This window comes from Metabacillus niabensis, from assembly GCF_902829255.1.
Taxonomy (GTDB): Bacteria; Bacillota; Bacilli; order Bacillales; family Bacillaceae; genus Metabacillus; species Metabacillus niabensis.
Map to the genome: position 1 here is coordinate 1 of NZ_CADEPK010000270.1, position 7,400 is coordinate 7,400.

7 protein-coding genes are annotated in these 7,400 nt (G+C 36.5%); all 7 read left to right on the plus strand.

What is annotated here, in order from left to right:
* The first annotated feature begins 160 nt into the window (after positions 1–160).
* Positions 161–2,839, plus strand: a complete 2,679-nt coding sequence (locus HU235_RS16080; RefSeq protein WP_174880859.1) for a calcium-translocating P-type ATPase, SERCA-type — start codon at positions 161–163, stop codon at positions 2,837–2,839.
* Positions 2,840–3,124: 285 nt separating this feature from the next.
* Positions 3,125–4,000, plus strand: a complete 876-nt coding sequence (locus HU235_RS16085) for a YicC/YloC family endoribonuclease (protein WP_095298780.1) — start codon at positions 3,125–3,127, stop codon at positions 3,998–4,000.
* Positions 4,001–4,072: 72 nt separating this feature from the next.
* Positions 4,073–4,336, plus strand: coding sequence for an extracellular matrix/biofilm regulator RemA (gene remA / locus HU235_RS16090; protein WP_026559405.1), 264 nt, complete (start codon positions 4,073–4,075; stop codon positions 4,334–4,336).
* A 13-nt stretch (positions 4,337–4,349) separates the two neighbouring features.
* Entirely contained in the window at positions 4,350–4,964 is a 615-nt protein-coding gene (gene gmk, locus HU235_RS16095) for a guanylate kinase (protein ID WP_095298778.1), read from the plus strand.
* Positions 4,965–5,165, plus strand: coding sequence for a DNA-directed RNA polymerase subunit omega (rpoZ, locus tag HU235_RS16100; RefSeq protein ID WP_095298776.1), 201 nt, complete (start codon positions 4,965–4,967; stop codon positions 5,163–5,165). It begins immediately after the preceding gene.
* Between the two features lie 350 nt (positions 5,166–5,515).
* Complete coding sequence (coaBC, locus tag HU235_RS16105; RefSeq protein ID WP_174880860.1) at positions 5,516–6,727, plus strand: bifunctional phosphopantothenoylcysteine decarboxylase/phosphopantothenate--cysteine ligase CoaBC; 1,212 nt, start codon at positions 5,516–5,518, stop codon at positions 6,725–6,727.
* A 2-nt stretch (positions 6,728–6,729) separates the two neighbouring features.
* On the plus strand, positions 6,730–7,400 hold a 671-nt coding region (locus HU235_RS16110; protein ID WP_459213475.1), incomplete at its 3' end, for a primosomal protein N' family DNA-binding protein.

Here is a 7,400-nt window from a genome sequence, read left to right on the forward strand (position 1 = left end):
AATAAATACCGTTAAATGTATTCAAACTTTTCTATTTGATTATAGCATGTTTTAGGACGAGTCTGAATAAGTTGTCTTATAGACAAGCAAGAAGGAGTGGAATGTTCTTCATATCTTCTGTTGTAAGTATCATTCTGTTTAAGGGGTGTGTAGGGAATAAATGAAATGGCATGAAATGAGAGCAGATGAAGTTACAAATGCAATTAATACTGATGTCGAATCGGGGTTAACGTCAAAGGAAGTGAAGCAGCGTGAGCAAAAATTTGGTCTTAATGAATTAAAAGAAGCTGAAAGACCGTCTGCAATATTATTATTTTTAAATCAATTTAAAGATTTTATGGTGCTCGTATTATTAGCAGCAACATTAATCTCAGGATTACTAGGGGAATACATTGATGCAATTGCAATTATTGCGATCGTCTTTGTGAATGGAATCCTTGGTTTTTTTCAGGAAAGAAAAGCTGAGAAATCTTTAGAGGCACTAAAAGAGCTTTCAGCACCTCAAGTAGTTGCACTACGAAATGGAGAATGGGTCAGAGTATTGTCAAAAGAATTAGTACCAGGAGATGTTGTTAAATTTACAAGTGGAGATCGCATCGGTGCTGATATGCGCCTGATTGAATCTAAGAGCTTAGAGGTTGAAGAATCTGCTTTGACTGGTGAATCTCTCCCAGTACAAAAGTCAATTCAACCGATTGTTGGTAAAGATGTTGGGATTGGCGATTTAACGAATATGGTATTCATGGGGACATTGGTTACTCGGGGCTCCGGAATCGGGATTGTTGTTGGTACAGGCATGAATACAGCGATGGGGCAAATTGCCGATTTATTACAAAATGCAGAAACAATGGAAACACCACTGCAAAGACGGCTAGAACAGCTAGGGAAAATATTAATAGTAGTGGCATTATTATTGACGGTTCTTGTTGTTGGAATCGGTGTATTACAAGGTCATGACATCTATAATATGTTCTTAGCAGGTGTATCATTAGCAGTTGCAGCAATACCTGAAGGGCTACCGGCCATTGTAACGGTTGCACTATCACTAGGTGTTCAGCGGATGATTAAACAAAATTCCATCGTTCGGAAGTTACCGGCTGTTGAAACATTAGGCTGTGCTTCAGTCATTTGTTCGGATAAAACAGGTACTATGACACAAAATAAAATGACTGTCACGCAAATTTGGTCAAGTGACAAAGTCTGGAATGTGAGCGGTACTGGCTACCATCCACATGGAGAATTCATGTATCGTGATAAGGAAATCGATGTTGCCAAAACGAAAACATTACAGCAAATTTTAACATTTGGTGCATTATGTAATAGTGCTGCCATTATGGAAAAAGACAACGATTATATTTTAGATGGTGATCCGACTGAAGGGGCATTATTAGTTGCTGCAATGAAGGCGGGTTTAAAAAAGGAAAATCTATATAGAAGCTTTGAAGTTGTCGAAGAGTTTCCATTCGATTCTGTCAGAAAAATGATGAGTGTTATCGTTAAAGATAAAAACGGTAAACGTTTTGTCGTAACAAAAGGTGCACCAGATGTTTTATTAGGTATATCGAAAAGTATTTTATGGAATGAAAGACAAGAGGGATTGACACGTGAGTACGAAGAGAAAGTAAAGGGAGCAATCGAATCTCTTGCTTCCCAGGCTTTGCGAACCATAGCGATCGCCTTTAAGCCGCTTTCCTCTACTGAGCGAATTGAAACGAGCTATGAAGCTGAGAAGGATTTAGTTTTCATAGGCTTACAAGGAATGATTGACCCTCCACGCCCAGAAGTAAAACAGGCTGTCAAGGAATGCCGTGATGCAGGAATAAAAACGGTTATGATAACTGGAGACCATGTTATAACCGCAAAGGCAATTGCGAAACAGCTCAATATTTTACCGACGAATGGAAAGGTTTTAGAGGGAAGAGAGCTATCCTCACTTTCTGTTGAGGAGCTAGAGGAAATTGTTGATGATGTGTATGTTTTTGCTAGAGTATCACCAGAACATAAGCTAAAAATCGTTAAAGCTTTACAAAATAAAGGTCATATTGTGGCAATGACAGGTGATGGAGTAAATGATGCTCCTGCAATTAAGGCAGCTGATATTGGAATATCGATGGGGATAACTGGTACAGATGTTGCGAAAGAGGCTTCATCACTTGTATTAGTTGACGATAATTTTGCTACTATTAAATCAGCCATTAAAGAAGGTAGAAATATCTATGAAAATATTAGAAAGTTTATCCGTTATTTACTTGCATCAAATGTAGGGGAAATCCTTGTAATGTTATTTGCGATGATTCTAGGCCTTCCACTACCACTCGTTCCGATTCAAATTTTATGGGTGAATCTCGTAACAGATGGACTGCCAGCAATGGCCTTAGGCTTAGACCAGCCAGAGGGAGATTTGATGAAGAGAAAACCGCGACATCCTAAAGAAGGTGTTTTTTCGAGAGGGCTCGGCTGGAAGGTTGTCTCTAGGGGGTTTTTAATAGGGATTGTGACATTAGCTGCATTTATGATCGTGTATTATCGCAATCCAAACGAGCTCGCATATGCTCAAACTGTTGCCTTTGCTACACTCGTTATGGCACAGCTTATCCATGTATTTGATTGTCGAAGCGAAAAATCTATCTTTGAGAGAAATCCGTTTGAAAATATGTATCTAATTGGCGCGGTTGTTTCTTCCATTTTGTTAATGCTCGTCGTCATTTATTATCCACCGTTACAGCCGATATTCCATACGATCCCAATTTTATTAAGAGATTGGCTATTAATTTTAGGAATGTCTGCGATCCCAACTTTTTTATTAGCGGGGTCACTTTTAACAAGAAAAACAGCATAAACTATGATATAATCCAAAAGGGGTGACCCAAAAGTCATCCCTTTTGGATTTTTTTGAACTATACTAGAATGATTTAACAGATTTTTGCGAAATTTCACTGTCAAGAAAATACTATTTAATATAGCGATTCGAAAGCTCTTCTCAAACATAATTTTAGCTATTATATATAAATAAATCTTATTTTTATGATGATAATTTTGATTTCATCATTGTGATCGTTTAATGTAGTATTATTATATCAATAGATTGATAATCGTATTAGTGAGGGAAGTGTTGTAATCCGTTATGGTAGTTAGTATGACAGGCTATGGTCGTGCAACCGGTCAAGTTGACTCGATTTCAATGACGGTTGAAATGAAATCTGTGAATCACAGGTTTCTTGATATCGCACTAAAGATGCCGAAACAGCTTATCGTTTATGAAGATAAAATGAAGAAACTGATCAACCGCTTCATTCGAAGAGGAAGAGTAGAGGTTTATATCAATTTTGAAGGTGATACTTTTTTAGATAAATCCATTCAAGTTGACTGGGATCTCGTTTCTGAATATATTGATTCTTTGAACATGATGAAAAAACGTTATTCGCTACATGATGATGTAAAGCTTGAACATATTTTATCTTTAAAAGAAAGCATCGAAATAATTGAAAAACCTGTAATAAATCATTCAATTGAATCGGAGCTATTGCAAATTCTTGAAGAAGCAACAAGACAGCTAGCGGATATGCGAAAAGCGGAAGGTAATCAGCTCAAACTAGACTTGTTGAATCGACTTGAGCTAATGAAGAAGCTAACCATTGAATTAGAGGAATTGGCACCTAATGTTATTGAACAGTACCGTAAGCGAATAGAAAAGCGAATTTCGGAATTTATGCAAGGCAAAGTTGATGAACAGCGTATTTTAACCGAAGTAGCAATATTTGCTGAAAAAGCAGATATTAGTGAAGAAATAACAAGAATACATAGCCACATCCAACAATTTGCTGATACAATTCAAATAGATGAACCGATTGGGAGAAAGCTTGATTTTCTAGTACAAGAGCTAAACCGAGAAGTTAATACGATAGGATCTAAAGCAAATGATCAGTTGATAGCAAAAAATGTTGTCGAATTAAAAAGTATCATTGAAAAAGTAAAGGAACAAGTCCAAAATATTGAGTAAGCCTGAAAATTTGATTATAAACTGGCTTATCGGGCAAAAATAGTTTTGTCCTTCATTAGGGGGAGCATACATATGAGCATAAAATTAATTAATATCGGTTTTGGCAATATTGTTTCAGCCAACCGAATTATTTCAATTGTTAGCCCTGAATCAGCTCCAATAAAGAGAATTATTCAGGATGCAAGAGATAGAGGGATGTTAATTGATGCAACGTATGGCAGAAGAACGAGAGCAGTTGTTATAATGGATAGTGATCATATTATCCTTTCAGCTGTACAACCTGAAACAGTTGCACAAAGACTTTCAAATAAAGATGAGCTTTCAGATGAAGGGTAGGGTTTAAGCATTGATGAAAGAAAGAGGTTTACTTATCGTCTTATCAGGACCTTCAGGGGTTGGAAAAGGTACGGTAAGAAAGGAATTGTTCTCCCAAGAAGATACAAAATTTGAATATTCGATTTCCATGACTACGAGAAAACCTCGTGAAGGGGAAGTTGATGGTGTCGATTATTTCTTTAAAACAAGGGAAGAATTCGAAAAATTAATATCAGAAAACAAGCTCCTTGAATGGGCTGAATATGTTGGGAATTACTATGGAACACCAGTAGATTATGTTGAGAAAACACTAAGTGAAGGTAAAGATGTATTTCTTGAAATTGAAGTACAAGGTGCATTACAAGTTCGAAATGCCTTTCCGGAGGGGCTGTTTATTTTCTTAAGTCCTCCAAGCTTAAATGAGCTGAAAAATCGCATCGTAACAAGAGGAACTGAGTCTGAAGAGCTGATTAATAATCGCATGAAAGTGGCGAAGGAAGAAATTGTTATGATGGATGCATATGATTATGTTGTTGAAAATGATGATGTTTTGTTAGCATGTGAAAGAATAAAGGCCATTGTTACGGCAGAGCATTGTCGACGTGAGCGCGTCGCACCACGCTATAAAAAAATTTTGGAGGTTGAATAAATGTTATACCCATCAATTGATGTTTTAATGAATAAATTGGATTCAAAATATACACTTGTAACTGTTGCTGCAAAGCGTGCACGAGAAATGCAGGAGTTAAGTGACCAACAGATTGCTAAGCCAGTATCTCATAAATATGTTGGGAAAGCTTTAGAGGAAATTAACGCAGGCCTGTTAAATTACCATAGAAATGAAAAATAATATGCGGTGAAGGCTGTCTTTTAAAGGGGCTAACTCTTTTAGAGGCAGCCCCTTTTTTTCTTTGGCTGTTTTCGAAAATTTGTTGCTTTTTAATTTCCTTGTAGAGTGCTCACTATCATAGGGAGATGGTGAGAAAACAGATCCTCTGTATCCAATAGGAGTTTCATCTACACTACAGGCAACTTTAGAACATGGTACTTTCTTTTTACTATTTCTTGGTCAATCCTTAAGCAAAATAGACAATATAGGAATGGGAAGAATGATATACTAATCAATATTAAAATGTACACGATAGGAGTTTTATGAAACCATTAATGTGATAAATAACAAAGATAAATGGGGGGAATTGAATGGTTACAGGAAAAAAAATCTTATTATGTGTTAGCGGAGGAATAGCGGTCTATAAAGCTGTAGCCTTAACGAGTAAATTAGTACAAGCTGGTGCTGAGGTAAGGGTAATCATGACCAAATCTGCTATGGAATTTGTCACACCATTAACCTTTCAAACACTTTCTAGAAATGAGGTTTATTTTGATACCTTTGATGAAAAAAATCCTCAAGTAATCGCTCATATTGATTTAGCTGATTGGGCAGATTTAGTTCTTGTTGCTCCTGCTACTGCTAATACGATCGGTAAATTGGCTAATGGGATCGCTGATAATATGCTGACAACTACACTAATGGCAACAAAGGCAACAGTTTGGATTGCCCCTGCCATGAATGTACATATGTATGAGCATCCAGCAGTACAAGAGAATATTCAAACGCTATATCAATTTGGCTATCGGTTTATTGAACCGAGCGAAGGCTTTCTTGCATGTGGTTATGTTGGCAAAGGAAGACTTGAGGAGCCGGAGAAAATCGTTGAATTACTTGTGAACCATTTCGAAAAAATCGAATCTGGAAGTCCTTTTCACAATGTGAAAATGATTGTAACTGCAGGACCAACGAGAGAAAAAATTGACCCGGTTCGATTCTTTTCAAATCATTCAACAGGGAAAATGGGGTATGCCATTGCAGAAGAAGCAGCGAAATTAGGGGCAAATGTCACGTTGATCACAGGACCTACTGCGATAGCACCTCCAGAAACCGTTACAACTGTTCGCATTGAAACTGCTCAGGAAATGTTTGATGAAGTACTGAAAAGGTATAATGACGCGGAAGTCGTGATAAAATCAGCAGCTGTTGCTGATTACAGACCTGCAAAGCAATATACGCAAAAAATGAAAAAACAGTCTACTCAGTTAGTCATCGAAATGGAACGCACAAATGATATTTTAAAAGAATTAGGCAGACAAAAAACTCATCAATTACTAGTTGGCTTTGCAGCTGAAACGAATAATCTTGAAGAATATGCAAAGAAAAAAATTGAAACGAAAAACTTAGATTTAATCGTAGCAAACAATATCCTATCAAAAGGAGCCGGTTTTGGAACTGATACAAACATTGTGACAATGATTGATCGGGAATTAAATAAAACAGAGCTGCCTTTAATGTCGAAAATACAGGTTGCAAAAAAATTGTTAGATAAAGTGCATTTGCTTTTAAGGGAGCGCGGATAAAAATGAAATATGCGAGTGTTATCGTAGATGTCCCTGCTATGCAAACTGATCGTGCGTTTGATTATAAAGTTCCTGAAGAATGGCAGAAGCTTGTCAAGCCTGGTATGAGAGTCATCGTGCCATTTGGGCCACGAAAGGTTCAAGGGTTTATTATTCAATTGAAGGATCATTCAGATTATAAGAGGTTAAAATCGATCACAGAATTGGTCGATTTAACACCTTGTTTAACAAATGAACTATTACAACTAGGACAATGGTTAACTGAAACGACACTCTGCTTTAAGATTTCTGCTTTTCAAGCAATGTTACCTGCAGCAATGAAGGCGAAATATGAAAAAGTACTAGGATTATTGACAAATGATGTTGGAGTCCTCCCTGAATCGATTAGACCCTTTTTTGAGAAGAGGCATCACGTTGATTTAAAAGAAATACAAGATGTTGTGCCTCTAAGTGAAATTCAAAAGGAAATGAATAAAGGCCATTTGGAAATGATTTATCAAGTCAAACAGAAAACAAATAGGAAAACGATAAAAGTTATTAAATGTAGTGAATCCTTTTCTAAATTGACTAAAATGTTAGCTGAAATTCCTGCAAATGCAAAAAAGCAAATTGAAATTGTTGAATATTTTATTAAAAATAAGATAAGCGAAATTCCTTTACATGTCTTATTATC